General features: G+C 69.8%; 20 protein-coding genes. 13 read left to right on the top strand and 7 right to left on the bottom strand.

The genetic code is table 11. The features are described from left to right. The first annotated feature begins 184 nt into the window (after positions 1 to 184). From rpsB to H284_RS0102010, 9 genes are all read left to right on the top strand, one after another. Positions 185 to 1,147: a 30S ribosomal protein S2 gene (rpsB, locus tag H284_RS0102050; RefSeq protein WP_018190703.1), complete on the top strand. Its 963-nt coding sequence runs from the start codon at positions 185 to 187 to the stop codon at positions 1,145 to 1,147. Positions 1,148 to 1,195: 48 nt separating this feature from the next. Next, positions 1,196 to 2,026: a translation elongation factor Ts gene (gene tsf / locus H284_RS0102045; protein ID WP_018190704.1), complete on the top strand. Its 831-nt coding sequence runs from the start codon at positions 1,196 to 1,198 to the stop codon at positions 2,024 to 2,026. 128 nt (positions 2,027 to 2,154) lie between these two features. Beyond that, positions 2,155 to 2,883, top strand: a complete 729-nt coding sequence (pyrH, locus tag H284_RS0102040) for a UMP kinase (RefSeq protein ID WP_018190705.1) — start codon at positions 2,155 to 2,157, stop codon at positions 2,881 to 2,883. A 102-nt stretch (positions 2,884 to 2,985) separates the two neighbouring features. Beyond that, on the top strand, positions 2,986 to 3,540 hold the full coding sequence (gene frr / locus H284_RS0102035; protein WP_018190706.1) for a ribosome recycling factor: 555 nt from the start codon (positions 2,986 to 2,988) through the stop codon (positions 3,538 to 3,540). 3 nt (positions 3,541 to 3,543) lie between these two features. Continuing rightward, positions 3,544 to 4,599: a phosphatidate cytidylyltransferase gene (locus H284_RS0102030; RefSeq protein ID WP_020074983.1), complete on the top strand. Its 1,056-nt coding sequence runs from the start codon at positions 3,544 to 3,546 to the stop codon at positions 4,597 to 4,599. Positions 4,600 to 4,611: 12 nt separating this feature from the next. Continuing rightward, positions 4,612 to 5,157: a DivIVA domain-containing protein gene (locus tag H284_RS0102025; protein ID WP_018190708.1), complete on the top strand. Its 546-nt coding sequence runs from the start codon at positions 4,612 to 4,614 to the stop codon at positions 5,155 to 5,157. 54 nt (positions 5,158 to 5,211) lie between these two features. After that, positions 5,212 to 5,916: an aggregation-promoting factor C-terminal-like domain-containing protein gene (locus H284_RS0102020; RefSeq protein ID WP_231371045.1), complete on the top strand. Its 705-nt coding sequence runs from the start codon at positions 5,212 to 5,214 to the stop codon at positions 5,914 to 5,916. Between the two features lie 81 nt (positions 5,917 to 5,997). Continuing rightward, positions 5,998 to 6,297 carry an Rv1322 family protein gene (locus H284_RS0102015; protein ID WP_020074981.1) on the top strand — a complete coding sequence of 100 codons (300 nt, stop codon included), beginning with the start codon at positions 5,998 to 6,000 and terminating at the stop codon, positions 6,295 to 6,297. Further along, positions 6,294 to 7,058, top strand: a complete 765-nt coding sequence (locus H284_RS0102010; protein ID WP_020074980.1) for an alpha/beta hydrolase — start codon at positions 6,294 to 6,296, stop codon at positions 7,056 to 7,058. The genes H284_RS0102015 and H284_RS0102010 overlap by 4 nt, the downstream gene beginning before the upstream one ends. A 13-nt stretch (positions 7,059 to 7,071) precedes the next feature. On the opposite strand, the gene H284_RS0102005 is transcribed toward H284_RS0102010, so the two are convergent. Beyond that, entirely contained in the window at positions 7,072 to 8,109 is a 1,038-nt protein-coding gene (locus H284_RS0102005) for an AI-2E family transporter (RefSeq protein WP_018190712.1), read from the bottom strand. 13 nt (positions 8,110 to 8,122) lie between these two features. After that, positions 8,123 to 10,957, bottom strand: a complete 2,835-nt coding sequence (locus tag H284_RS0102000) for a DivIVA domain-containing protein (protein ID WP_020074979.1) — start codon at positions 10,955 to 10,957, stop codon at positions 8,123 to 8,125. A 189-nt stretch (positions 10,958 to 11,146) separates the two neighbouring features. Here H284_RS0102000 and H284_RS0101995 point away from each other — a divergent pair, with 189 nt between their 5' ends. The 3 genes from H284_RS0101995 to H284_RS0101985 all read left to right on the top strand — a co-directional run bounded on the left by H284_RS0101995 (position 11,147) and on the right by H284_RS0101985 (position 15,032). Beyond that, complete coding sequence (locus tag H284_RS0101995; RefSeq protein WP_020074978.1) at positions 11,147 to 13,045, top strand: hypothetical protein; 1,899 nt, start codon at positions 11,147 to 11,149, stop codon at positions 13,043 to 13,045. 156 nt (positions 13,046 to 13,201) lie between these two features. Further along, entirely contained in the window at positions 13,202 to 14,164 is a 963-nt protein-coding gene (locus H284_RS0101990; RefSeq protein ID WP_020074977.1) for a tetratricopeptide repeat protein, read from the top strand. A gap of 82 nt (positions 14,165 to 14,246) precedes the next feature. Continuing rightward, positions 14,247 to 15,032 carry an SDR family oxidoreductase gene (locus tag H284_RS0101985; protein WP_020074976.1) on the top strand — a complete coding sequence of 262 codons (786 nt, stop codon included), beginning with the start codon at positions 14,247 to 14,249 and terminating at the stop codon, positions 15,030 to 15,032. Positions 15,033 to 15,054: 22 nt separating this feature from the next. On the opposite strand, the gene glgB is transcribed toward H284_RS0101985, so the two are convergent. Both glgB and H284_RS0101975 read right to left on the bottom strand, forming a co-directional pair. After that, a complete protein-coding gene (gene glgB, locus H284_RS0101980; protein ID WP_020074975.1) occupies positions 15,055 to 17,262 on the bottom strand; it encodes a 1,4-alpha-glucan branching protein GlgB in 2,208 nt (735 codons plus the stop codon). Positions 17,263 to 17,293: 31 nt separating this feature from the next. Further along, on the bottom strand, positions 17,294 to 19,258 hold the full coding sequence (locus H284_RS0101975) for an alpha-1,4-glucan--maltose-1-phosphate maltosyltransferase (RefSeq protein WP_081630395.1): 1,965 nt from the start codon (positions 19,256 to 19,258) through the stop codon (positions 17,294 to 17,296). 160 nt (positions 19,259 to 19,418) lie between these two features. Here H284_RS0101975 and glgP point away from each other — a divergent pair, with 160 nt between their 5' ends. Next, on the top strand, positions 19,419 to 21,992 hold the full coding sequence (gene glgP / locus H284_RS0101970) for an alpha-glucan family phosphorylase (RefSeq protein ID WP_020074973.1): 2,574 nt from the start codon (positions 19,419 to 19,421) through the stop codon (positions 21,990 to 21,992). A gap of 103 nt (positions 21,993 to 22,095) precedes the next feature. Here glgP and H284_RS19890 read toward each other — a convergent pair whose 3' ends face one another. The 3 genes from H284_RS19890 to glgX are packed head-to-tail and all read right to left on the bottom strand — an operon-like array spanning position 22,096 to position 25,144. After that, positions 22,096 to 22,581, bottom strand: a complete 486-nt coding sequence (locus H284_RS19890) for a GNAT family N-acetyltransferase (RefSeq protein ID WP_020074972.1) — start codon at positions 22,579 to 22,581, stop codon at positions 22,096 to 22,098. Beyond that, on the bottom strand, positions 22,578 to 23,066 hold the full coding sequence (gene ybaK / locus H284_RS0101960; RefSeq protein WP_020074971.1) for a Cys-tRNA(Pro) deacylase: 489 nt from the start codon (positions 23,064 to 23,066) through the stop codon (positions 22,578 to 22,580). The genes H284_RS19890 and ybaK overlap by 4 nt, the downstream gene beginning before the upstream one ends. Further along, on the bottom strand, positions 23,066 to 25,144 hold the full coding sequence (gene glgX / locus H284_RS0101955) for a glycogen debranching protein GlgX (RefSeq protein WP_020074970.1): 2,079 nt from the start codon (positions 25,142 to 25,144) through the stop codon (positions 23,066 to 23,068). Before glgX ends, ybaK begins: the two co-directional genes overlap by 1 nt. Positions 25,145 to 25,179: the final 35 nt, after the last annotated feature.

The following is a 25,179-nucleotide window of genomic DNA, read 5'->3' as shown; positions in this document are numbered from 1 at the left end:
GTGACTACGCGTGCCCGTAGATCCTCGCAAGAGGCGCCTTTCACCGGGCGGGGCGCGCATCCACCGGTCTCCCACTCCACTCGACGGCCTCGCCGTGCGGGCGGTGGGATGCGGATGCGCGCGGGGCACCAGGAGTGGCGGCCGCCGGCCGTCGCAGACAACCGCAACCAAAGGAGAAACGGCAATGGCCGTCGTCACCATGCGCCAGCTGCTCGACAGCGGCGTCCACTTCGGACACCAGACCCGTCGCTGGAACCCGAAGATGAAGCGCTTCATCCTCACCGAGCGCTCGGGCAGCTACATCATCGACCTGCAGCAGTCGCTCGCGTACATCGACAAGACGTACGACTTCGTGCGCGAGACCGTCGCCCACGGCGGCACCATCCTCTTCGTCGGCACCAAGAAGCAGGCCCAGCAGGCGATCGCCGAGCAGGCGACCCGCGTGGGCCAGCCCTACGTGAACCAGCGCTGGCTGGGTGGTCTGCTGACCAACTTCTCGACCGTGTCCAAGCGCCTCGCCCGCATGAAGGAGCTCGAGGAGCTCGACTTCGAGGGCACCACCAGCGGCTTCACCAAGAAGGAGCTGCTGATCAAGAAGCGCGAGCTGGACAAGCTCCACAAGTCGCTCGGCGGCATCCGCAACCTCAGCAAGACGCCGAGCGCGCTCTGGGTTGTCGACACCAAGAAGGAGCACCTCGCGATCGACGAGGCCAAGAAGCTGGGCATCCCGGTCATCGGCATCCTCGACACGAACTGCGACCCGGACGAGGTCCAGTACCCGATCCCGGGCAACGACGACGCGATCCGCTCCGTCACCCTGCTGACTCGCATCGTGGCCGACGCTGCGGCCGAGGGCCTCATCCAGCGTCACCAGAAGCCCGAAGAGGGCGCCGAGCCGGCCGAGCCGCTCGCCGAGTGGGAGCAGGAGCTCCTGCAGCAGTCGTCCGACGAGGTGCAGTCGAGCGCCGAGACCACCAAGGCCGCTGACGCGGACCTGGCGGCCGCGAAGGCCGACTCCGCCGAGGTCGTCGCCGAGGGCGAGGCGGACGCTGTCGAGGCTGACGCCGTCGTGGCCGCCGAGGCCGACGCCGCCGAGGCCGAGTCGACCGTCGAGACCGACGCACCTGCGGACGCCGAGTCCAAGTAACCCGCGTCAACCAGAAGTCTTCGAGAAAAAGAAGGTTCCAGTCAGAACATGGCAAACATCAGCATCGCCGACATCAAGGCTCTCCGTGAGCAGCTCGGCACCGGCATGGTCGACACCAAGAAGGCCCTCGAGGAGGCCGGTGGCGACATCGAGAAGGCCACCGAGATCCTGCGCCTGAAGGGTGCGAAGGGCAACGCGAAGCGTGCCGACCGCTCCACCAGCGAGGGTCTCGTCGCCGCCAAGGAGAACGGCAACGGCACCGCCACCATGATCGAGCTCGCGTGCGAGACCGACTTCGTGGCGAAGGGCGACAAGTTCATCGCCCTCTCCGAGAAGGTTCTCGACGCGGCTGCGGCCGCCGGCGCCACCACCGTCGAGGAGGCCCTCGCGGCCCCCGCCGGCAGCCAGACCGTCGCCGAGCTCATCGGTGACGAGGCCGCCATCCTCGGCGAGAAGGTGGAACTCCGCCGCATCGCCGTCGTGAACGGCGAGAACTTCGCGATCTACCTGCACAAGACCTCCAAGGACCTGCCGCCGCAGGTCGGTGTCGTCCTCGGTTACACCGGTGACGACGCGGAGACCGCTCGCAGCATCGCGCAGCACATCTCGTTCGCGAACCCGACCTACCTCAACCGCGAGGACGTCCCGGCCGACGAGGTCGAGAACGAGCGTCGCATCGTCGAGGAGATCTCGCGCAACGAGGGCAAGCCGGAGGCCGCGCTCCCGAAGATCATCGAGGGCCGCCTCGGCGCCTACTTCAAGCAGGTCGCCCTGCTCGAGCAGGAGTACGCCCGCGACAACAAGCTGACCATCGCCCAGGTGGTGAAGGATGCGGGCCTGACCATCACCGGTTTCGCCCGGTTCAAGGTCGGCGCGTAACAGATCATGAAGGAGTCCGGATCGTGAACACGATCCGGACTCCTTTTCTGTGCGCGGGAGGATGTCCCTCTCCCGCGAGCACCCACTAGCTTTAACCAGAACCACGCACGGAAGGACGCTATTCACGCATGTCGGCAGCCACCCAGAGACATCCTTCACAGCGACGCAGGGTCCTTCTCAAACTCTCCGGCGAAGCGTTCGGCGGCGGACAGCTCGGCGTCAACCCGGACATCGTCAGCAGCATCGCGCGTGAGATCGCGCAGGCGGCACAGGATGTGGAGATCGCCATCGTCGTCGGCGGCGGCAACTTCTTCCGCGGGGCCGAGCTCTCGCAACGCGGCATGGACCGCGGTCGCGCCGACTACATGGGCATGCTCGGCACGGTCATGAACTCGCTCGCGCTGCAGGACTTCCTGGAGCAGGCGGGTGCCGAGACCCGCGTCCAGTCGGCGATCTCGATGACCCAGGTCGCCGAGCCGTACATCCCGCGCCGGGCGGAGCGGCACCTCGAGAAGGGCCGGGTCGTCATCTTCGGCGCCGGCGCAGGGCTCCCGTACTTCTCGACCGACACGGTCGCCGCGCAGCGGGCGCTCGAGATCAGCGCCGACGTCGTGCTGGTCGCCAAGAACGGCGTCGACGGCATGTACGACGACGACCCGCGCACCAACCCCGATGCGCGCAAGATCGACCAGATCAGCCACCAGGAGGCCCTGCAGCAGAACCTGAAGGCGGTCGACTCGACGGCCCTCAGCCTGTGCATGGACAACGGGATGCCGATGCGCATCTTCGGGATCGAGCCGGCCGGCAATGTCACGGCTGCTCTGCTCGGCGCCGAGATCGGCACTCTCCTCGGCTGAACGGCCAGTGCGGGTCTTCGGGCGCCGCCGCCGGTCCGGCACCGGCGGCGGCGTGACCGCGCAATAGACTAGACAGCGACCCACCGATCTGAAGGAGAAACCGTGATCGCGGATGTGATTTCCGATGCCCGTCAGCGCATGAGCAAGACCGTGGACGCGGCGAGGGAGGACTTCGGCACCGTGAGCGCGGGCCGGGCCAACCCGGCACTGTTCCAGAAGGTGCTGGTCGACTACTACGGTTCGCCGACGCCGCTCGCCCAGCTGGCCGGCCTCCAGAACCCCGAGGCCCGCGTCCTGCTGGTCACGCCCTACGACAAGTCGGCGCTGAAGGACATCGAGAAGGCCATCGTCAACATGCCCAACCTCTCGGCCAATGTCGGCAACGATGGCGAGATCGTCCGGGTCACCCTGCCCGAGCTCACCGAGGACCGTCGCAAGGAGTTCGTCAAGATCGTCCGCGGCAAGGGCGAGGACGCCAAGGTCGCGCTGCGCAACATCCGCCGCCGGTCGAAGGACGACCTGGATGCGCTGAAGGGCGAGGTCGGCGACGACGAGCTTGCCCGCGCCGAGAAGGAGCTCGAGGCGATCACGCGCACCCACGTCGACGCGGTCGACGACGCCCTGAAGCGCAAGGAAGCCGAACTCCTCGAGGTCTAGCCGATGACCGACGAGAGCAGCCCCGGGGCGCCGACGCAGGGGGCGCCGACGCCGGGAGCACCGACGCCGGGAGCACCGCTGCCTCCCGACGCGCCTGAACTGCACGGTCGCAAGGGCAAGGCACGCTCGCGGGAGGAGTTCCGCGCCCAGGTGCAGGCCACCCGCGCCGACTTCGAGCGGCAGGTTCAGGCACGCAAGGCGCAGCTCGATGCCACGAACGAGCGGATCGCCGAGCGCACGGGCCGCAACCTGATCCTTGCGATCGTGATCGGCCTCGCCGTCGGCGCGCTGGTCCTCGTGAGCCTGATCTTCATCAAGGAGCTCTTCCTCGTGTTCGGGATGGCGATGGCCGGCTTCGCCAGCTTCGAGCTGGCGCAGGCGTTCCGCGGGTCCGGACGCCGTGTGCCCCGCATCCCGACCGTGATCGCCGCGGTCGGTATCGTCCCGGCCACGTTCTTCCTGCACGCGGGCGGCATGCTCGTCGCGCTCACCGCCGGCATCCTGCTCGTCGTCGTCTGGCGTCTGGTCGAGGAGCTGTTCGTGCCCGCCTCCCGGCGCGGCCCCGGCGCCCTCGGCCGGGACCTGCTGTGGTCGGTCTTCGCCCAGCTGTACGTGACCCTGCTGGCCAGCTTCGTCATCCTGCTCCTCGCGGAGCCGGGCGGCGAGTGGTGGGTGCTCGCGTTCCTCATCCTCGTTGTCTCGGTCGACACCGGCGCCTACGTGAGCGGCCTGTCGTGGGGCAAGCACCCGATGGCGCCGACCATCAGCCCGAAGAAGACGTGGGAGGGGTTCGCCGGAGCGGCCGCCGCGGCGATCATCGCGGGCGTCCTGCTGTCGGTGTTCATGCTGGGCGAGGTCTGGTGGTTCGGCATCGTCTTCGGCGTCGTCCTGCTGCTGACCGCGACAGCGGGCGACCTCGCCGAGTCGCTCATCAAGCGCGATCTGGGCATCAAGGACATGAGCTCGTGGCTGCCCGGCCACGGCGGTTTCCTCGACCGGCTCGACTCGATCCTGCCGTCAGCGGCGGCCACCTACGTCCTGTTCCTCATCTTCCGATGACAGAATGGGGGAGTGAGCACCTTCCCCCGCAGCCCCAAGTCCAAGCCGGGCTATGACGTCGAACAGGTGGATGAGTTCCTCAAGCTGGCGCGCCGGGCGTACGACGCCGACGAGGACGCTCCCTCGCTGACGGCCGCCGACATCCGCCACGCGGCGTTCTCGATGGCCAAGGGCGGATACTCCACGACGCACGTGGATGCCGCGCTGGAGCGTCTGGAGGACGCGTTCGCGGCCCGGGAGCGCGAGGCCATCCGCAGCCGCCAGGGCGATGCCTCGTGGTTCGAGGAGGCGCGCACGACCGCGCAGGTCGTCCTGAACCGCCTCGACCGTCCGCTCGGGCACCGGTTCGACCGGGTCAGCTTCCTCACGCTCGGCTACAACCGCAACGACGTCGACCGGTTCGCGAACCGTCTGGTCCGCTATTTCCAGGACGGCCGGCCGATGAGCGTCGAGGAGGTCCGGACGGTCACGTTCCGCGAGCAGCGGGGCGGATACCGGGAGGTCCAGGTCGATCTGCTGCTCGACAGCGTCACCGATGTCATGCTGGCGGTTCGCTGAGTGCGGGCGTCGATTCTTGGTTCTGAGCCCGATGTCCGTTATCGTTCTGTGATCGTGGGTAGACGAGCAGCAGCAGCAGAGATCGTGCCGCTGACTCCGGCCAACCCGGTCGGCGTCGCGTTCAAGCGATCCCGGCGACCGCACATCCGGTCGCGAGCGACCCTTCTGGGCTTCGCGTTCACCGCCGCCGTGGGGTTCGCACTGGTCAATGTGGTCGATCCGTTCTCCGGCACGACCACGACGCCGGCCTATGCCGAGTCGCTTCAGGAGATCCCCACCACGCAGCGCTACGACGGCGCTCCCACCCAGAACCTGACGGCTCCGGATGCGGCCGGCCCGACCATCACGCGCGATGCGGTCACGGTCAAGGAGAAGCCGAAGCCCACTCCGACTCCGACACCCACGCCGAAGCCGTCCGCCAAGAAGTCGTCCGGGGGAGGAGCCGCCCCGAGCGCACCGATTCCGACCGCCGGCACCGCCCGGGACATCGGCTACCAGATGATGCAGGCGCGCGGGTGGGGCGATGACCAGTGGGGCTGCCTCGACACCCTGTGGAGCCACGAATCCGGTTGGCGCGTCAACGCGTCGAACCCGAGCGGCGCGTACGGCATCCCGCAGGCGCTCCCCGGCAGCAAGATGGGGCCAGGCTGGGAGACCGACGCGTCGGTGCAGATCAACTGGGGTCTCGGCTACATCGCCGGGCGTTACGGCACGCCGTGCGGCGCCTGGGGCGTGTGGCAGAGCCAGGGCTGGTACTGAGCCTCGGCTCGAGCTGAGCGTCGCGCTGACCCGCGATCACCCGTGACCGGCACGCACGATCCGCGTGCCTAAACTGGTCGTATGCCGCGTTCCAACCGTCCCCGAGGCCGTCAGGGCGGTCGCAAGGACGACGAGCCGGACGGCCTGGAGCGGCTGCTCTCCGGCTGGCGGCGCACCGAGGTGCGGCGCGGTGTGGAGTGGAACGTCCAACCGGTCTCGGCCGCGCAGGCGCAGAAGAGCTATCGGTGCCCCGGCTGCGGACGTGACATCGCGCCGGGCATCGCGCACCTGGTCGCGTGGCGCGCCGACGGCGTGCTGGGGGATGCGGCCGACCTGGCCGCACGACGGCACTGGCACGAGTCCTGCTGGAGGATCGCATGACGACCGAGAACGTGAGCACGCAGAGCACGAGCGACGAGCCCGTCGAGATCCGCGGCGGGGTCGAGCTTCCCGCCCGCCGTGAGGACATCGAGCTGCACACCGCCGACGGCCTCACGCTGGTCGGTGAGCTGGCGAGCCCGCTCGACCGCGAGCCGGTCGCCACCCTGGTCACGCTCCACCCGCTCCCGACCGGCGGCGGGTTCATGGACTCGCACATCCTGCGCAAGGCGGCCGGCCGGCTTCCCGCACTGGCGGACATCGCGGTGCTGCGATTCAACACACGCGGCACCACCTCGCCGCGCGGACGCAGCCAGGGGTCCTTCGACCACGGTGTCGGCGAGCGGTTCGACGTGGAGGCGGCGATGGCGTTCGTCGCCGAGCGCGGCCTCCCGCATCCCTGGCTCCTCGGCTGGTCGTTCGGCACGGAGCTGGCTCTCATGTACGGGCGCGAGTTCCCGGTCGACGGCGTCATCCTGCTGTCTCCGCCTCTGCACCGGGCGAAGCCGGAGCACCTGGCCGCGTGGGCAGGGGACCACCGCCCGATCGTCGCGCTGATCCCGGAACTGGACGACTATCTGCGTCCGGCGGAGGCGGCCGAGCGGTTCCGCCCGCTTCCGCAGATCGAGCTCGTCGATGTGGAGGGCGGGAAGCACCTGTGGGTGGGGGAGAACCAGACCCGCCGGGTGCTCAGCGAGATCGTTCAGCGGATCAACCCCGCCGCTCTGCCGCTGCCGACCGAGTGGCCGCCGCCCGCGTCTTAGAGCGTGAAGGTCGTCAGAGCTCGTTCTGGCGCGGGATGACGACCTGCTTGACGATCAGCAGGATGGCCGCCGCGAACGGGATCGCGACGAGCGCCCCGAGGATACCGAGCAGCGTGCCGCCGGCGAGAGCGGCGACGACGACGAGGGCGCCAGGAACGGAGACCGCGCGGTTCATGATGCGCGGGCTGAGCACGTACGCCTCCACCTGCATGTAGATCAGGTAGTAGATCGCCGCGGCGATTGCGGTCGGCGTTCCGGACAGGAAACAGACCGCGACGATGATCACGGAGCCGGTGATCGTTCCGACCAGCGGGATCAACGAGAAGAAGAACGCGATCGACGCGAGCAGGATGGGGAACTTCGCGCCGATCACCGTCAGGAAGATCGCGCTCAGGATGCCGTTGACGAGGGCCAGCAGGACCTGCCCCATGACGTACTTGCCGACGGAGTCCGTGATCTGGTCGCCCAGGTCGGCGAACCGCGCCCGGCGGGAAGCCGGCACGAGCTGGTAGGCGGAGCGCTTGATCGCCGGCAGCGAAGCCGTGAAGTAGATGGTCAGGATGACGACGATGATGACGCCGAACACGCCCTGGACGATGCCGACACCGGTCTGCAGCACCTTGGACGTGATGTCCGGCAGGTTCTTCTGCAGCCATTCGGTGACCGCGTCGATGTTCTGCTGGTTGACGATGCCGGGGAACTGATGCTGGAGACTGAGGAACCACTTCTCGGCGTCGCCGTTGTTCACCCAGGTGATGGTGTTCTGGACGAGCTGGGTTGCCTGGCTGATCGCGATCGGGACGATCGCCCAGATCAGGCCGATGAAGGCGCCGATGATCACCACGAGCGCGACGACGAGGGCCAGCCAGCGCGGGAACTTGCGGCGCTCGAGGAATGAGATCAGCGGTTCGATTCCGAGCGCCAGGAACAGCGCCGCACCGATGTAGGTGATGATCGTCGCGAGGCTGGTGATCGCGCTGAGGATGAGTATCCCGAGCCCGACTCCGAGGGCGCCGATGAGGCCGAGGCGGAACGGGTTCTGGATCTTCATGGTTCCCCCTGGGTCAGTCGCGGTCGGCAGTCACACTTTCGGCCTGCTGAAGGACGCCGCGCAGGTTCTCGAAGTACCCGGCCACAGCCTCGCGCTCAATCCTAATCTGGGCGAGGCGCTCTTCCGCGTCCGCCACGAGGCGTTGTGTACGCTCCTCCGTCTCCTCGAGCAGAGCCGCGGCCCGCTCCTCGGCGTCGTGGATGACCTGCGTGGCGGTCTCTTCGGCCTTCTTCCTCGCCTCGGTGACCGTGCGACGGGCCTCCGCCTCGAACGCCTCGGCTTCGGAACGCGCCTGCGCGGTGCGCTTGACGGCGTCCGCCAGCTGCACGTTGGCCTCGTCGAGGTACTTCTGCGTCTGGGCGACCGCCTCCTGGTGCCGCGTGAGGTACTCCTTCTCGGCCTCGTCGCGGCGGGCCTTCAGCTCGACGTCCAGGTCGATGCGGGCCTGGGCGATCTCTCGCGTGCGCGCATCCAGTTCCTCGAGAGTGGAGGTGCGCAGTTGCGTGAGCTCGTTGTCGAGCGCGGCGCGGGCGTTCGCCGCCTCCTGCTCGAACTCGGCCGTGCGCTGAGCGATCTCCGCCTCGAGCGCCGTACGGGCCTCGGCGGTCTCACGGGCGACCTCGGCGCGGGCCTCCGCGGTCTCCTTCTCGAGGGCGACCCTCGTCTGCTGGGCCTCGTCGGCGAGCGCGACGCGGGTGCGCTCCGCCTCGCGGTCGAGCTCCAGCCTCTGCTGCTCGCGCTGGTCGGCGAGCTCGTTCGCGGTCGCCTCGCGCTGATCGGCGAGCTCGACCGTGGTCCGGCGCACGTCCTCCGCGAGCCGGCTGCGCGTCTCCTCGGACTCGGCGGCGAGCGCCGACTTCGTCTGCTCCACCTCGGCGGCGAGCGCCTTCTTGGTCTGCTCGACCTCGGCGGCAAGCGCGGACTTCGTGGTGGTGACCTCGGTCTCCAGAGCGGACTTCGTCTGCTCCACCTCGGCGGCAAGCGCCTTCTTCGTCTGGTCGACCTCCGCGGCCAGCTCGGTCCGCGTCCGCTCCACCTCATCCGTCAGAGCGGACTTCGTCGTGGTGACCTCGGTTTCCAGAGCGGACGTGGTCTGCTCGACCTCCGCGGCGAGTGCGGCCTTGGTCGTGGTGACCTCGGTCTCGAGGGCGGACTTGGTCTGCTCGACCTCGGCGGCGAGGGCGGAGGTCGTCGACTCGACCTCCGCGGCCAGACGGGCGCGCTCGGCGGTGAGCTCGGCCTCGACGGCGCTCCGCTCGCGAGCGATCTCGTCGGCGAGCGAGGTGCGGGCGGCATCCACCTCGGAGGCGAGCTGTGCACGCAGTTCGGCGGCCTCGGCCTCCAGCTCGCGGCGCTGACGGTCGGCCTCCGCGGCCAGGCGGGCGCGCGTGCTGTCGACCTCGGCGGCCAGTTCGCTCGCCGTCTGCTCGCGGTCGGCGGCGAGCTGGGCCGCGGTCGCGGCGCGGTCGGCTTCCAGTCGTGCTCGCGTCTCCGTCGTCTCCTTCTCCAGGGTGGTGCGGGTCTGGAGGGTGTCGTCGGCGAGCTGCTTGCGAGTCCGCTCGACCTCTTCTGCGAGGGCGGATCGGGTCGTGGTGACCTCGTTCTCGAGGGCGGCGCGGGCGGAGGTCACCTCGTTCTCGAGCGCGGAGCGCGTCGTGGTGACCTCGGTCTCCAGCTCCGACTTGGTGCGCTCGACCTCCTCGGTGAGGGCGGAACGCGTGCGGGTGACCTCGTCGGCGAGCTCGGCCTTCGTGCGGTCGACTTCATCGGTCAGGGCGCTTCGGGCGCCGGTCACCTCGGCGTCGAGGGCCGAGCGGGTCTGCTCGACCTCGGCGGCCAGGGCGGCTTTGGTCTGCGCGACCTCGGCGGCGAGCGCCTTCTTCGTCTGCTCGACTTCGGTGGCCAGAGCGAGGCGGGTCGTCTTGTCCTCGTTCTCCAGGTCCGCGCGGGTCTGTGCGGCCTCGGCGGCGAGGGAGGAGCGCTGCTCCTCGACCTCTGCGGCGAGGTCTGCGCGCGCCTGGGCGGCCTCGGCGGCCAGCGCGTTGCGGGTCTCGGCCTCCTCGGCCGCGAGCCGGTCGGCGGTCTCGGCCACGCGCTTGTCGAGGTCGAGACGGATCTGCGCGGCCTCGCGCTCGAACGCGGCGCGGTCGTCGGCGAGGGCGTTCTCGAGCTCCGCCTTCCGGGCGGCGATCGTGCGGTCGAGCTCGGCCGCCTCGGCGCGGGCAGCCTCGGCCTCGCGCGACGCGACCGCTTTGAGCTCCGCCGCCTCGCGGTCGGCCTCGGTCCGGACGGCCGCCGCCTCGCGCTTGCTGGTGGCGCGCAGCTCGGCGGCCTCCGTCGCGACGGCGCCGCGGATGGCCGCGGCCTCGCGCATGGCGTCGTTGAGCAGGGTCTCCTTGTCCGAGCGCGTCTTGGCCAGCAGCTCGCCCGACTCGATCTGCGCATCCTCCAGCAGCGTGGTGGCGCGCGCCTGCGCGTCGGCCAGGATGCGCTCGGCCTGCGCGGCGGCCGCCTTCTTGACCTTCTCGATCTCGGCGGCGACGCCGGCGCGCAGCTTCTCGGCGTCGATGTCGGCCTGGGCGATCAGGCGGGTGGACTGCTCCTCCGCGACGCGCAGCGTGTTCTCGAGCTTGGTGCCGAGGCCCGAGTAGGTGGGGCTGCCGACCTCTTCGATCTCGGCGTTGAGGTCTTCGATGCGCGCCTGGAGCCGCTTGATCTCCTTCGCCGACTCCGCGGACTGCGTATTCGACTTGATGAGCTCGCGCCGCAACTCCTGCAGAGCCTTGTCGACCTCGTCCTTGTCGTAGCCGCGGAAGACCTGTGTGAAGTTGGATTCGTCGGTGGCCACTGTTGTTACTCCTGAGGGATTCGGGTCGACCCGCTGCGCGCGTGCCGGGTCGATCCTACAATTCGCGGGTCTACGCCCGCACGGGGGGCTGCGTGAGCGTCCAGACAAGGGTTAGCTGCCTTTCAGGCACGTCCGGTATCGTCGTGTGACTGTGCCCGCCCCCGAACTTCGGCACACGAGGAGTCCTGTTTGCGTTTCGTACTCGCCATCGTCGCGTTCGTCGTCGCCGCGGTCATGATCGTGGCCGGCATCGCGCAACGCACCGTCTTCGCTCCGCCGACCCACATCGAGGCCGGCACCTCCGTCTCCGGCGACCCTCGGTATGTGGTCGTCGACGGGTCGGTGCTGAACGCGCACCCGGGCCAGCAGACGCTGACCGTGACGGGCGCCCCCGACGGCGCGAAGCAGGTCGTGGCTTACGGCCGTACAGCGGACGTGAAGGCCTGGCTCGACGATCAGAAGTACGTCGAGGTCGGCTACCGCACCGCCACGGGCAAGCTGACGACCAAGAACGTGACGCCGAAGGCGGCCGACACGAAGGGCGACGGCACGAAGGATGACGAGGGCGCGGCATCCGGCTCGACCGCGACGCCGACTCCCGCTGCCACGCCGTCTCCGTCCGCCGGGGCCGCATCCGGGTCGACGAGCGGTGCCGCCGCGACGACCGCCGGACCCAACCCGGCCGGCTCCGACCTGTGGCTCGAGGAGTTCGACGGCCAGGCCGCCCAGGTCACCCGCATGAACATCCCCGACGACGTCAGCGTCATCGTCGCCTCCGACGGCACGAAGGCCGCACCGTCGCGCGTCACCGTCACCTGGCCCGTCGACTCCAGCACCCCGTGGGCGTTCCCGCTGATCATCGGCGGCATCGTCCTGCTCCTCATCGGCATCGCCCTCTACCTCTGGGGTCTCTACACGCACCGCCGCTCGCGCGGGCCCCGCCGCAAGAGCGGACCGAAGATGCCCAAGCTGCCCAAGGCCCCTAAGTACAAGCCCACCGCCATGATCGAGACCACCCCGCGCGGCCGCCGCTCGACCCGCCGTGCCCGCGTCATCATCCCCGTCGCCCTCGCCGGAGTCCTCGCGCTGACGGGCTGCACCACGGGTACCGACGCCGCGACGACGCCGACGAAGACCTCGACCCCTCTGGCCACGGAGGCGCCCGACGCCAAGGATCAGCTGCCTCCCGCCGTCACTGTGCCCCAGCTGGAGCGCATCGTGAAGCGCGTCTCCGAGTCCGCCGCCCAGGCCGATGCCAAGGCGAGCCCCGACCTGGCCAAGGAGCGCTTCACCGGGCCCGCCCTGCAGCTCCGCGAGGCCAACTACGCCATCCGCGCGAAGAAGACCGACGAGCCGCCGCTGCCCGCCATCCCGGCGAGCCCGATCGTCCTGTCGCTCCCGCAGGCCACCGACGCCTGGCCGCGCACCGTCGCCGCGGTGATCGAGACGCCGAAGGACGCCAAGGGAACCGCTCAGGCTCCGATCGCGATCACCATGGTGCAGAAGACACCGCGCGACAACTATCAGGTCGAGTACGCCGTCTCGCTCGAGCCGAAGGCCAAGGTCCCGAACCTGGCGCCGGCGAGCATCGGCTCCGCGGTCGTGCCGCCCGACTCCAAGCTCCTCGCCCTGCCGCCGCAGAAGGTGGCCGCCGCCTACGGCGACATCCTGATGAACGGCGACAAGAGCCAGTACGCGAGCCTGTTCAGCGCGGAGGGCGACACCCTGCGCACCCAGGTGGGAGCCGAGTGGAAGGCCAAGCAGAAGGCCGCCGTCCCCGCGACCGCATCGCTCGAGTTCACGAGCCAGCCCGGGGCAGGGACGGACGTGGCCATGGCCACGAACGACTCCGGTGCGATCGTCTGGACCGATCTGCAGGAATCGCAGGTGCTCAAGGTCGTCGAGGCCGGTGCCGAGGTGAGCGCGGGCGCGACCGCTGCGGCGCTGACCGGCGTCGCCTCGTCGAAGACCGGCATCGAGTCCACGTTCGGCTACCAGCTGGCGTTCTACGTGCCGCCCGCGGGCTCCAATGCGAAGATCACGCTGCTCGGCTTCTCCCAGGGCATGATCTCCGCCAAGCAGCTCTGATCCGTCCACCGTCGAGTACGCACAAACTGCACGCTTTCCCCCCGATGAGCGTGCAGTTTTTGCGTACTCGACGGGGGGGCGGAGGGTGCTGGGGCGCGCGCGGGCGGCAGGGACGCGAGTATCCTTGACTCTCGTGCGCACGCATCTGGAGGAACAATGAGCAACGTCCCGCCGCCGCCCACGAACCTGCGCGGAGCTGTCGATCTGAGCTCCCTCGTCAACCGTCCGCCCGCGGGCGAGGCACCGGAGGGCCAGGCACCCGCCGGGGCGCTGACTCTTCCGAGCCTCTACTTCGAGGGCACGGACGCGAACTTCAACGACTTCATCGACCTGTCCATGCGGGTGCCGGTGGTCGTCGACCTCGGCACCGAGCGGTCCGACCAGTGGAAGCAGTTCACCGCCCTCCTCGACCGCGTTGTCGCCGGCTTCGGCGGGCGTCTGGTGTTGGTGAAGGTGGATGTGGATGCCAACCCCCAGCTGGCGCAGGCCTTCCAGGCGCAGTCCGTTCCTGCGGTCGCCGCGCTCGTGGCCGGGCGGCCCGTCCAGCTCTTCGTCGGCGCCCTGCCGGAGTCGCAGATCACGGACGTGTTCGAGCAGCTCCTGCAGCTCGCCGCGCAGAACGGCGTGACCGACACCGTGACCGTCGAGGGCGGCGCGGCCCCCGATGCCGACGCAGCGGCGGCCGAGCCCGCGCCGGAGCCGCCGCTCCCTCCACTTCACGCCGAGGCGTACGACGCCATCGAGCGCGGCGACTACGACGGAGCGATCCGCGCCTACAAGACCGCGATCGCGCAGGATCCGCGCGACACCCTGGCGGTCGCCGGCCTCGCCCAGGTGAGCCTCCTGGCACGCCTCAGCGGCCACACCGCCGACGAACTCCGCTCGGCCGCGGCGCAGGCGCCCGACGACGTGGATGCGCAGCTCGGCGTCGCCGACCTCGACATCTCGGGCGGCCACGTCGACGACGCCTTCGACCGCCTGCTCACGCTCTTCCCGAAGCTCGACGCGAGTGGCAAGGAGACCGTGCGCACGCGCATCCTCGACTATTTCGAGATCGTCGGCGTCGACGACCCGCGTGTGGGCAAGGCCAGGGCTAGGCTGGCTTCGCTGCTGTACTGAGCCCGTCCCCACCGGGCACCGGGCGGCGGCCCATCGTCGTGCCGGCGATCTCCGGCAGTCGAAGCTGAGGGAGTGACCCCGCATGTCCCGTGTGCTCGTCATCGGAGGCACCGGCCTGGCCGGACGCGCCGTGACCGCCGAAGCCGTCGAACGCGGCCACCAGGTGGTCGTCGCCGCCCGCCGCGTGCCGGACGACGACTCCGACCGGTTCGTCCTCGGCGCCACCTACGTCACGGCGGACATCGTGACCGGCGACGGGCTCGAGGAGGCGGTGGACGGCGTCGACGTCCTGATCGACGCCAGCAACGCGGTCGGCAAGCAGGCCGCCCACGTCTTCGCCACGGGAGCGCAGAACCTCCTGCACACCGCCGCCCGCTTCGGCGTGCAGCGTGCCGTGCTGCTCTCCGTGGTCGGCACCGACCGCTCGGCGTACGGCTACTACCGCGCGAAGGCGGCACAGGAGCGCGCCTATCTCGAGTCGCCGCTCGACACCCGGGTGGTGCGCGCGACGCAGTTCCATGACTTCGTCACCGCGATCTTCGACCGGGGGAGGCCGCTGGGCGCCATCCTGTCGCCGTCCGGCGTGCGGTTCCAGCCGATCGCGGTGACCGATGTCGCTCGCGTGCTCGTCGACGTCGCCGAGGGCGCGGGGGAGCCGGACAGCGTGACCAGCATCGGCGGCCCCCGCGTGGAGTCGGCACGCGATCTGGCCGAGCAGCGCAAGCGGGCCAGCGGGAGCCGCCGCTACATCCTGCCCGTCCGGCTGGGCGGCGCACTCGGGACGACATGGCGCGCCGGACGCAACCTGGCTCCGGAGCACGCCGTCGACGGCGTCGGCTACGGCACCTGGCTCGAGACCGGCACCTGACAGCCGCCGACCGGCGACCCGGCTAGCGGCGCGGCTTCAGCCAGAGGGCGCCGAGCGGCGGAAGCGTGAGCACCGCCGACGCGGGGCGACCCATCCACGGCTCGTCGAGCGCCGCCACAGAACCGAGGTTGCCGACCCCGGAGCCTCCGTAGGCCTCCGCATCGGTGTTGAGCAGCTCCTCCCACTCGCCGGCGAACGGCAGCCCCACGCGGTACCCACTGTGCGGCGCCCCGGAGAAGTTGAACAGCATCACGATCGGGTCGCCGTCGCGGTCCTTCCGGAGGAACGCGATGACGTTGCCCTGGGCGTCGGACCCGTCGATCCACTCGAAACCGGCCGGCTCGTTGTCCAGCGCCCACAGCTGCGGGTGCTCGCGGTAGAGGGCGTTCAGCTGCGAAACGAGATTCCAGAGGCCCTGATGAGCCGGCTGGTCGAGGATCCACCAGTCGAGCCCGCGCTCCTCGCTCCACTCCGACGGCTGGCCGAACTCCTGACCCATGAACAGCAGCTGCTTGCCCGGGTGCCCCCACATGTACGCGAGGAACGCGCGCACGTTCGCCAGCTGCTGCCAGTGGTCGCCGGGCATCTTGGTCAGCAGGGAGCCCTTGCCGTGCACGACCTCGTCGTGGCTGATCGGCAGCAGGAAGTTCTCGCTCCAGGCGTACACGAACGAGAACGTGATCTCGCTGTGGTGGTAGCTGCGGTACATCGGGTCCTCGTGCATGTACTGCAGCGAGTCGTGCATCCAGCCCATGTTCCACTTCAGCCCGAAGCCGAGGCCGCCGGACGATGTCGGGGCGGTCACACCGGTGTAGCTGGTCGACTCCTCGGCGATCATCACGGTGCCCGGGTTGCGCTTGTAGGCGGTCGCGGTGACCTCCTGCAGGAAGCCGATCGCCTCCAGGTTCTCGCGGCCGCCGTGGATGTTGGGCACCCACTCGCCGTCGGCACGCGAGTAGTCGAGGTACAGCATGGAGGCGACGGCATCGACCCGCAGGCCGTCGATGTGGAACTCCTCCAGCCAGTACAGGGCGTTCGCGACCAGGAAGTTGCGCACCTGCGAGTTGCCGTAGTCGAAGATGTACGTGCCCCAGTCCTTGTGCTCGCCGCGGCGCGGGTCGGCGTGCTCGTAGAGCGGCTGGCCGTCGAAGCGGGCGAGCGCCCAGTCGTCCTTGGGGAAGTGCCCGGGCACCCAGTCGAGGATCACGCCGATGCCCGCCTGGTGCAGCCGGTCGATGAGGTACTTGAGGTCGTCGGGGGAGCCGAACCGGCTCGTCGGCGCGTAGTAGCCGGTGACTTGGTAGCCCCACGACCCGCCGAAGGGATGCTCGGCGAGCGGAAGGAACTCGACGTGCGTGTAGCCGAGGGCTCCGACGTAGTCGATGAGCTGGTCGGCTGCGTCGCGGTAGCCGAGTCCGGGCCGCCACGACGCGAAGTGCAGCTCGTAGACGCTCATCGGGCCGGCGTGCGGGTCCGTCTCGGCGCGACCGCGCATCCACTCGTCGTCCGCCCATTCGTGGCGGCTGACGGTGATGCGGGAGGCGGTCGCGGGCGGTGTCTCGGCGAACTGGGCCATCGGGTCGACCTTGCGGACCCAGCGGCCGTCCTGCGCCAGCAGGTCGAACTTGTAGATCTCGCCCTCGCCGAGGCCGGGGACGAAAAGCTCCCACACGCCGGAGGCGCCCATGTTGCGCATGGAGTGGAGGGTGCCGTCCCAGCCGTTGAAGTCGCCGACCACGCGGACGGCGCGGGCGTGCGGCGCCCAGACGGTGAACGCCGTCCCGACGACGCCGCCGAGGTCGCGCACGTGCGCTCCGAGCGCCGTCCACAGCGTCTCATGCCGGCCCTCGCCGATCAGGTGCAGGTCGAGCTGGCCGATGGTCGGCAGGAAGCGGTACGGGTCGTCGGCGGTCCAGGTGCTCCCGTCGTCGTAGCGCGCCTCGATCAGGTACGCCCCGGGACCGACGATGTCGATTCCCTGCCAGATGCCGTGGCCGACGTGCGCCAGCTCGATGTGGGCGCCGTTGGGCAGCACCGCGAAGACCTCGGTCGCAAGCGGGCGGAGCGCCCGGATGACCGTGATCGGGTCGGCCACCCCCGGCGCCGCGACCTGGTGCTGGCCGAGGACCGTGTGCGGGTCGTGGTGGCTGCCCGTCGCGACGGCCGCGAGCAGCGCGTCGTCCAGGGTGGGCAGGTCGACGGCGGCGGCACCTTCGGGGATCGGGGACATGGCGGTACTCCTCAGGTTGTCTTCTGGTCGGTCAGAGCGGTCGGACGGCCAGGATGTGCACGGGCTCGGTGAATGCGTCGAGGCGCACGTAGTCGTCGGCGCCCCAGGTCCAGCGCTGGCCGGTCACCCGGTCCTTCACCTCGAACTGGGAGCCGAGCGGGAGGCCGAGCGCGGTCACGTCGAGGTGCACGACCGTCTCGCGCACCGAGTGCGGGTCGACGTTGGCGACCACGATCACCGCATCCGGCTTGCCCGTGCGGGTGAACTTGCCGTCGAGGTACTTCGAGTAGACGAGGATGCTGTCGTCCTCGCTGTAGTGGAGGTGCAGGTTGCGCAGTTGCCGCAGCGCCGGGTGCTCGCTGCGCGCCCGGTTCAGCATGGTCAGGTAGCCCGCGAGCGAGCGGCCCTGCGACTGCGCCCTGGCGTAGTCGCGCGGGCGGTACTCGTACTTCTCGTTGTCGATGTACTCCTCGGCGCCTGGCCGGGCGACGTTCTCGAACAGTTCGTAGCCGGAGTAGACGCCCCAGGTGGGCGCTGCGGTCGCGGCGATGGCGGCGCGCACCTTGAAGGCGGCCGGCCCGCCGAACTGCAGGTACTCGGTGAGGATGTCCGGCGTGTTCACGAACAGGTTCGGCCGCAGGTAGTCAGCGGTCTCGTGCGCGAGCGAGTGGAGGAACTCCTCGAGCTCCTCCTTCGTGTTGCGCCAGGTGAAGTACGTGTACGACTGCTGGAATCCGGCCTTCGCCAGGGTGCGGAGGAGTGCAGGGCGGGTGAACGCCTCGGCGAGGAACACCACATCCGGGTCGGTCGCGTTGACCGTGTGGATGAGCCACTCCCAGAAGTGCAGCGGCTTGGTGTGCGGGTTGTCGACGCGGAAGATGCGGACGCCTAGCGACATCCAGTGCCGCACGATGCGCAGCACCTCCTGCCGGAGCCCCTCGTAGTCGTTGTCGAAGTTGATGGGGTAGATGTCCTGGTACTTCTTCGGCGGGTTCTCCGCGTATGCGATGGTGCCGTCGGGGAGGGTCGTGAACCACTCGGGATGCTCGGTCACCCAGGGGTGGTCGGGCGAGGCCTGCAGGGCGAGGTCGAGGGCGACCTCGAGACCTGCCTGCTTCGCCTTGCCGAGGAAGAAGACGAAGTCCTTCTCGGTGCCGAGGTCCGGGTGGATGGCGTCGTGGCCGCCCTCGGCGCTGCCGATCGCCCAGGGCGAACCGGGGTCGTTCTCGCCGGCGTCGAGCGTGTTGTTGGGGCCCTTGCGGAACGTGCGGCCGATGGGATGGATGGGCGGGAGGTACACGACGTCGAAGCCCATCGCGGCGACCTCGGGGAGGCGTTTCGCCGCGGTGCGGAAGGTGCCCGACTTCCAGGAGCCGTCGGGCAGCTGCTTCGCGCCCTCGGAGCGCGGGAAGAACTCGTACCAGCTGCCGACCCCCGCGCGGGTCCGCTCCACCTGGATGGCGCGCGTGGCCGAGAGGGTGGGAAGGCTGACGACCGGGCGCTCGGTGAGGACCTGCTGGATGCGCTCGTCGACGGCGGCGGCGAAGCGCTCATCCACCGGCCGCTTGGTGTCCGCGACGACCTTGGCCGCCTCGGAGAGATGGCGACGCTCTGCGGTGCTGCGGCGCTTGTCCTTGGATGCGGTGACCAGGAGGTCGTGGCCCATCCGCAGCATCAGCTCGACGTCGATCCCGGCCGGGACCTTCACCTCGGCGTTGTGGTGCCAGGTGGCGTACTCGTCGGCGTATGCCTGAACGCGGTAGCGCCAGAGACCGGTCTGGTCGAGCTGCACCTCCACCTCCCACCGGTCGGTACCGGCGGTCAGCGGGTGCATGTGGTGCTCGGTCTGCTGCCCAGCGGGGTCGAGCAGGATGAGGTCCACCCCGATCTTGTCGTGCCCCTCGCGGAACGCGGTCGCGCGGAACGGGATGACCTCCCCGCTGAACGCGGTCGCCGCCCAGAGCCCCTCATCCACCTGGGGGGAGAGCTCGAGAATAGGGATGCGGCCGAGCAGGGGCTCGTACGGGCCCGGTTCCGGGGCGCTCGGGGCCGCCTCCGTCGCGGCGGCTGATGACCTGGTCGCTGCGTTCTTCACCACGCACCCGACCGTACACTCATTAACCCGCCCGTCATGAGGCTCGTTTACAGTGGACCGAGTGAAGGCCATCCGAAGATTCACCGTCCGCGCCGTCCTCCCCGAGAACCTCTCAGCATTGGAGGAGATCGCAGGCAACCTCCGCTGGTCCTGGCACGAGCCCACCAAGGAGCTGTTCGCCCGCATCTCACCCGAGCTGTGGCAGCAGGTGAGGCATGATCCCATCGCCCTCCTCGGCGCCGTCGAGCCGTCGCGGCTCGCCGAGCTCGCCGCCGACCAGGGCTACGTCGACTGGGCGAACCACATCCGCGACGACCTGCGCGCGTACATCCACGACCCGCGCTGGTACCAGTCGCTCGGGGATGCTGCGCCGCAGACCATCGCCTACTTCTCGCCCGAATTCGGCATCGCCGCGACCCTGCCGCAGTACTCCGGCGGCCTCGGCATCCTCGCCGGCGACCACCTGAAGGCGGCCAGCGACCTCGGCGTGCCGCTCGTCGCCGCCGGGCTGTTCTACCGCTCCGGGTACTTCTCGCAGGCGATCACGCCTGACGGCTGGCAGCTGGAGAGCTACCCCGTGCTCGACCCGGACGGGCTGCCGCTCAGCGTCCTCCGCAACCCCGACGGCACGCCCGTCCAGATCTCGCTGGCCCTGCCGGACGGCGTGCTGCACGCCCGCGTCTGGCAGGCGGCGGTCGGCCGGGTGAAACTGCTCCTGCTCGACACCGACATCCCCGACAACGAGGAGCGCCTGCGCTCGGTCACCGACCGCCTGTACGGCGGCGGCGGTGAGCACCGGCTCCTGCAGGAGCTGCTGCTCGGCATCGGCGGCGTCCGCGCCGTGAAGGCGTGGACGGAGCTGACCGGCGCGCCCGAGGCGGAAGTGTTCCACACCAACGAGGGGCACGCCGGCTTCCTCGGACTGGAGCGCATCTCCGACCTGATCGGCGAGGGGCTCACCTTCGACCAGGCGTTGCAGGTCGTACGCGCCGGGACCGTGTTCACGACGCACACGCCCGTCCCGGCCGGCATCGACCGGTTCGACAGGGCGCTGGTCCAGCGGTACTTCTCCACGTCGCTCCTCCCGGGCGTGAGCGCCGACCAGGTGCTGCCGCTCGGCGCGGAGGACTACCCGGGCGGCTCGCCCGACGTGTTCAACATGGCGGTCATGGGCCTACGCCTCGGCCAGCACGCGAACGGCGTCTCCAAACTCCACGGCGACGTCTCCCGTCACATGTTCAACGGCCTCTACCCGGGATTCGACCCGCAGGAGGTGCCGATCGACTCGGTCACCAACGGCGTCCACGCGCCCACCTGGACCGACCCGATGCTGCGCGCCCTCGCGCTGGAGCGCCTGGGCACCGAGGACACGACGCACGCCGACTGGGGCAACGCGTCGGCCGTGGGCGACGCCGACCTGTGGGGCGTCCGGACCCGGATGCGCGAGCAGCTGGTGCAGGATGCGCGGCGCCGTCTCATGGCGGCGTGGGAGGACCAGAACCCTGGCGGCATCGCGCCGGCGTGGATGAGCGACCTGCTCGACCCGAACGTCCTCACCATCGGCTTCGCGCGGCGCGTCCCGACGTACAAGCGGCTCACCCTGATGCTGCACGACCCGGACCGGCTGCGCCGCATCCTCACCGACCCCGAGCGGCCCGTGCAGTTCGTGATCGCCGGCAAGTCGCATCCCGCCGACGACGAAGGCAAGCGCCTCATCCAGAAGCTCGTGCAGTTCGCGTCGGAGGCGGACATCCGCCAGCGCATGGTGTTCCTGCCCGACTACGACATCGGGATGGCGCAGCTGCTCTATCCCGGAACCGACGTCTGGCTGAACAACCCGCTGCGACCGCTGGAGGCGTGCGGGACGTCCGGCATGAAGGCGGCCCTCAACGGCGCGCTCAACCTGTCGATCCTCGACGGCTGGTGGAACGAGTTCTACGACGGCGAGAACGGTTGGGCGATCCCGTCCGCGGATGCGGCCGGAGACGGCGCCGAGCGCGACGCGCTCGAGGCCGAGGCGATGTACGACCTGATCGAGCACCAGATCGCGCCGCGCTTCTACGAGCGCGACGGCGACGGGATCCCGACCGCGTGGGTCTCGCGCATCCGCCACACGCTCGCCACGCTGTCGTCGCCGCTCTCGGCCGAGCGCATGGTGCGCGAGTACGTCGAGCGGCTCTACCTGCCGGCCTCGAACTACGAGAACCGGCTGAGCGAGAACGACTACGCCGAGGCGCGGTCGCTCGCCGCCTGGAAGCAGCGGGTCGAGGCCGCGTGGCCCGGCGTCGCGGTGACGCACGTGGACGCGGGCGGAGTGGATGCGGTGCCGCAGGTCGGCGACGAGCTGCACGTGCGCGCCCTGGTCCAGCTGAACGGGCTCTCGCCGGACGACGTCGAGGTGCAGGTCGTCTACGGCCGCAGCCAGGAGGGCGACGAGCTCACGGACGTGCATCGGCAGGCGCTGACGGTCGACAACGGCGTGCCGGGTACGCACGACGCGTCGGTCGCGCACGAGTTCGTCGGCACGGTCCGCCTGGGCTGGGCGGGATCCTTCGGCTACACGGTCCGCGTGGTGCCGGTGAACGACCTGCTGCTCACCCCTGCCGAACTCGGTCTCGTGACCACCGCCTCCTGACCCTCCGCCTCGTCCCGTCCGCCCGCCGTCGAGTACGCACAAATTGCACGCTCACGCCCCATCCGGCGTGCAAAGTTTGCGGACTCGACGGTGGGCGGACGGGTCAGCGGGTCATGCGGACGGCGAGGATGGTGGCGTCGCCGGCGGGATGCGTCATGGTCGCGCCGTCGCGGGTGAAGCCGTTGCGGCGGTAGAAGGACTCGGCCCGACCGTTGCCGTCCATGACCCAGAGGTACGCGGGTGCGTCGCCGATCGCGGCGTCGAGCAGCTGTTGGCCGACGCCGGAGCCGTAGGCGCTGGCGAGCAGGTAGATGCCCTCCAGCTCGCGGTTGCGCGGCGCGTCGTCGTCGCGTCCTGGGCCTGCGGTCGCCCAGCCCACGATCGTGCCGTCGCGCTCGGCGACGAAGGCGTCCGTCTCGCCGCGCTCCAGGATGCGGGACCAGCCGGCGGCGCGACGATCGACATCGAGGGAGGCGAGGAAGTCGGCAGGCATCCGTCCGGCGTACGCCTCGCGCCACGCCGTGACGTGCACCTCCGCGATGCCGCGCGCGTCCTCGACGGTCGCCCGTCGCACCGTCACCGCGGTCATTTCGCGATCGCCCCGAAGGTCCCGTCGGTCGCCCGCAGCAGGTCGTCGGGGGAGAGCTCCACATCGAAGCCGCGCTTGCCACCGGAGACGAAGACGGTGTCGAACAGCTGCGCCGTCTCATCCACCACCGTGGTGTGGCGCGTCTTCTGACCGATCGGGCTGATCCCGCCGACCACGTAGCCGGTGCGGCGCTCAGCTACCGCCGGGTCGGCCATGATCGCCCGCTTTGCGCCGACCGCTGCGGCAAGCGCCTTGAGGTCGAGCATCCCGGTCACCGGGACGACGCCGACGACGAGTCCGAGGTCCGTGTCGGCCAGCAGCGTCTTGAACACGCGGTCCGGCTCGACGCCCAGTGCTTCCGCCGCCTCCAGCCCGAACGACGGCGCGGCCGGGTCGTGATCGTAGGGATGCGCGGTGAAGGGGATGCCGGCAGCGGTCAGCGCAACAGTCGCCGGAGTCCCCGCCGGCGCCTTCTGCCGGGCCATCAGACGCGCGGTCCGTTCGCCCGGTACAGCTGCATCGACGTGCCTCCGACGAGTCTCGTGTCGCCGGGGGCGAACTCGGTCGCGTCCTCGGGGATCGGGACCTCGGTCGCCGAGTCCCACAGCAGCTGGTACGAGGTGACGCCGGGAGCCGCAGGGAGCGACACCTCCACGTCGTCCTCCACACCGTGCACGATGAGCAGGATGCGGTTGAACTCCTCCTTGTCGGGCGTCGACGCCGCGAGGTACTGCAGCGTGCGGTTCTCCGGGGAGTTCCAGTCCTCGTCGTCCATGCGCTGACCTGTCGCGTCATACCAGTCCATGTGGCTGGCGTTCGGCGTCGTCTGCCCGTCGACGGCGTACCGGCTCGGGCGGAGCGCCGGGTTCTCGCGCCGCAGCTGCAGCAGCCGTTTCGTGGTGTCGTACAGCTCTCGCTGCTCGCGTGTGCGCAGCCAGCTCAGCCAGGTGAGCTCGCTGTCCTGGCAGTACGCGTTGTTGTTGCCGCGCTGACTGCGTCCGTACTCGTCGCCCGCGGTGATCATCGGGACGCCGGCGGAGAGCAGCAGGGTGCCCAGCAGGTTCCTGATCGCCTTGCCGCGCATGAGCAGGATGGCCTCATCCGTCGTCGGGCCTTCCACGCCGTGGTTGAACGACCGGTTGTTGTCGGTTCCGTCCCGGTTGTTCTCGCCGTTGCCGAGGTTGTGCTTGACGTCGTAGGCGGTGAGGTCGGCCATGGTGAAGCCGTCGTGCGCGGTGACGAAGTTCACCGAGGCGAGCGGCCCGCGCTCGGGCGAGAAGGTGTTGGAGGAGCCGGCCAACCGGGTGGCGAACCCGCCGATGCCGACCGGCGCCTGCCCGTTGCGGCGGGCCTCGGCGATGTCGGCGAGCCAGAAGTTGCGCACGCGGTCGCGGTAGCGGTCGTTCCACTCGGACCAGCCGGCGTGTCCGTCGGACGGCCCGGGGAAGTTTCCGGTCTGCCATCCGCCGAGCCCCACATCCCATGGCTCGGCGATCAGCTTGACCCCCTGGAGCGCCGGATCGGCGGCCGCGGCGACGAGCAGTGGATGGTCGCGATGGAACGACGCGTCCGTGCCGCGCCCGAGTGTCGCCGCCAGGTCGAACCGGAAGCCGTCGATCTGCATCTCGTTCGCCCAGTAGCGGAGCGAGTCGAGAACGAGCCGCTGCGGGACGGGGTTGCCGAAGTCGACCGTGTTGCCGCATCCCGTCACGTCGATGTACGCGCCGGTCTCGTCGTGCCGGTAGTAGGTCGCGTTGTCGATGCCGCGGAAGCTGGTCCGCGGACCGCCCATGCCCTCTTCGGCGGTGTGGTTGTAGACCACGTCGAGGATCACCTCGATGCCGGCCAGGTGCAGCAGCTTGACCATGCCCTTGAACTCGGCGAGCACGGCCTCCGGACCGGCAGCCTGCGCAGCGCGCGACGCGTAGGGGCCGTGCGGCGTGAAGAAGTTCAGCGTGTTGTAGCCCCAGTAGTTGGTGAGGCCCTCCTGCTGCAGGCGCTGCTCCGAGACGAAGGCCTGAATCGGCAGGAGCTCGACCGCGGTGACGCCCAGATCCTTCAGGTAGGCGATGGTCGACTCGTGCGCGAGCCCGGCGTAGCTGCCGCGCAGCTCCTCGGGAACCGACGGGTTCAGCCGGCTGATGCCCTTCACATGCGCCTCGTAGATGACCGTGTGGTCGAGCGGGGTGCCGGGCTTGCGTGCATCGCCCCAGTCGAAGCCGTCGGCCACGACGACGGAACGCCAGCCGTCCGAGCTCACGTGAAGGAGGCCGCGCGCGTACGGGTCGATGAGCAGGGCCTCCGGGTCGAACAGATTGCCGGGCGCCTGTGGGCCGGAAACGCGGACGGCGTACCGGCTGCCGACGGTGAGCGAGCGCGAGCGGCCCACCCAGACGTTGTTCGCATCCCGGGTCATCGGCACGGTCTTGACCAGCCAATCCGGGTCGTGCTGGTCGAACAGGCACAGCTCCATGGCATCCGCGTTGGCCGAGAAGACCCTCAGCTCACCCCCGTGCGGCCCGACACGGACACCCAGGTTGCGCAGGGGATCGGTCGAGGTCATGCGATCTAGAGTAGTGACACACGCCTGGATACTTC

It is taken from the genome of Cryocola sp. 340MFSha3.1, from assembly GCF_000383315.1.
Taxonomy (GTDB): domain Bacteria; phylum Actinomycetota; class Actinomycetes; order Actinomycetales; family Microbacteriaceae; genus Leifsonia.
This window is presented reverse-complemented; position numbering and strand designations above follow the sequence as displayed.

Excerpts from the sequence above, each read along its gene's own strand:
- rpsB (WP_018190703.1), top strand. The coding sequence starts at position 185 with ATGGCCGTCGTCACCATGCGCCAGCTGCTCGACAGCGGCGTCCACTTC.
- tsf (WP_018190704.1), top strand. The coding sequence starts at position 1,196 with ATGGCAAACATCAGCATCGCCGACATCAAGGCTCTCCGTGAGCAGCTC.
- pyrH (WP_018190705.1), top strand. The coding sequence starts at position 2,155 with ATGTCGGCAGCCACCCAGAGACATCCTTCACAGCGACGCAGGGTCCTT.
- H284_RS0102030 (WP_020074983.1), top strand. The coding sequence starts at position 3,544 with ATGACCGACGAGAGCAGCCCCGGGGCGCCGACGCAGGGGGCGCCGACG.
- H284_RS0102015 (WP_020074981.1), top strand. The coding sequence starts at position 5,998 with ATGCCGCGTTCCAACCGTCCCCGAGGCCGTCAGGGCGGTCGCAAGGAC.
- H284_RS0102010 (WP_020074980.1), top strand. The coding sequence starts at position 6,294 with ATGACGACCGAGAACGTGAGCACGCAGAGCACGAGCGACGAGCCCGTC.
- H284_RS0102005 (WP_018190712.1), bottom strand. The coding sequence starts at position 8,109 with ATGAAGATCCAGAACCCGTTCCGCCTCGGCCTCATCGGCGCCCTCGGA.
- H284_RS0101990 (WP_020074977.1), top strand. The coding sequence starts at position 13,202 with ATGAGCAACGTCCCGCCGCCGCCCACGAACCTGCGCGGAGCTGTCGAT.
- H284_RS0101985 (WP_020074976.1), top strand. The coding sequence starts at position 14,247 with ATGTCCCGTGTGCTCGTCATCGGAGGCACCGGCCTGGCCGGACGCGCC.
- glgB (WP_020074975.1), bottom strand. The coding sequence starts at position 17,262 with ATGTCCCCGATCCCCGAAGGTGCCGCCGCCGTCGACCTGCCCACCCTG.
- H284_RS19890 (WP_020074972.1), bottom strand. The coding sequence starts at position 22,581 with ATGACCGCGGTGACGGTGCGACGGGCGACCGTCGAGGACGCGCGCGGC.
- ybaK (WP_020074971.1), bottom strand. The coding sequence starts at position 23,066 with ATGGCCCGGCAGAAGGCGCCGGCGGGGACTCCGGCGACTGTTGCGCTG.
- glgX (WP_020074970.1), bottom strand. The coding sequence starts at position 25,144 with ATGACCTCGACCGATCCCCTGCGCAACCTGGGTGTCCGTGTCGGGCCG.